The sequence below is a fragment of the Bradyrhizobium sp. NAS80.1 genome (assembly GCF_001908205.1).
In the GTDB taxonomy this organism is placed as follows: Bacteria; Pseudomonadota; Alphaproteobacteria; order Rhizobiales; family Xanthobacteraceae; genus Bradyrhizobium.
In genome coordinates, this window is sequence record NZ_LGHL01000426.1 from 1 (window position 1) to 1,171 (window position 1,171).

2 protein-coding genes are annotated in these 1,171 nt (G+C 61.1%); both read right to left on the reverse strand.

All coding sequences use genetic code 11. The features are described from left to right. On the reverse strand, positions 1-273 hold a 273-nt coding region (locus tag AC629_RS44020), incomplete at its 3' end, for a trehalase-like domain-containing protein (RefSeq protein ID WP_245332209.1). A gap of 514 nt (positions 274-787) precedes the next feature. Continuing rightward, positions 788-1,171, reverse strand: a 384-nt coding sequence (locus AC629_RS48100) for a hypothetical protein (RefSeq protein WP_210419242.1), incomplete at its 5' end; no start/stop codon positions are given.

The following is a 1,171-nucleotide window of genomic DNA, read 5'->3' on the forward strand; positions in this document are numbered from 1 at the left end:
CATGAAGTCGACCACCTCACCGACGCCCTGGTCGCTAAGAAAGCGTGTCACCAGGACGTTGCTGTCAGGCATGTACATCTGCTTGTGCTGCGCCTCGTAGAGACTGGCGATCCGGAATGAGCCCCCTTTCTGGTCGTCGAGGATCGCCGCAAAGACGCTCGGCGAGTCAAAGCGCGGCAGGCAACACCAGTCGATGGACCCGTCGATGCCAACCAGGGCAACCGTGTGCAGGTCGCCGATGACGCCGTAGGACTCGATCGGCTTGTAGCCCATGATCTCGTCTCCTCCGCTCGCTCGGCGCTGATCGGCCCCATGATGCGCGTATCGTCAATGCCCTCAGGCGAACGTGCCCCACTTGCAGCGTCTAGCGAATAGGTCAGTGCTTCAGACGCGCATCCCATCGGGTAGCGAACTGTCATATTGCTGTGCGGATGGCTCGTTGCTTCTCCCAAGAAGTCGCGCTACCACTAGCCAAGACGCTCGGACCTTGACGGCATTGAGGACAGAGGTTTCTTAGTCTAAAGCCCGGGTTCAGTTCTTTCCGCCGCACCTGCCGGCAGGGACGAAACTTACGGGCTACGATCGCTGTCCCGCTACCACCGCGAATATCCGCTCATAACTTGGACGGACATTTCGCTCGTCTTGACTATGAGCCGGGCGAATCGCGGATCGGACTGTTCGGAGGCAATTCCAACTGGCGCGGACCGATCTGGTTTCCGCTCAACTTTCTCGCGATCACGGGCGATTTTAGACCCACTTCCACCAATCGCCTTGTGCCCGTTCCGGCCTAGACCGCAATCCGTAGCGGCTTGCCTGTCCCGCGCCGGCCGGCGCATCTTCCCGCCATGGGGACATCGGGCGAGACGATTTCGGGGGCGTCGCTCCGGGCGGCGGAAGAGCGGGCGGCCGACGCGCGCAGGGAAGCGGACCGGCTCGCCTGCGAGGCGTGGACCAAGCCCAGATTTCCGAAAAACGAGCGTCCCTTCTGACCAACATAAGCCGAACCTTCAGCGGTCTGGCAAGCCAGCTTGAAATGCTCGAAGCCGAGGTGGCGGTGGAGCAAAACAAGCTGCGATAGGCACTCCCGGCCCTTGAACATGTCCGTTATGCCCTCAGTAGCGGCATCAAGCAGGACATCGCACGAGGTCGCAGATGGGCCATTCTGCTGGTT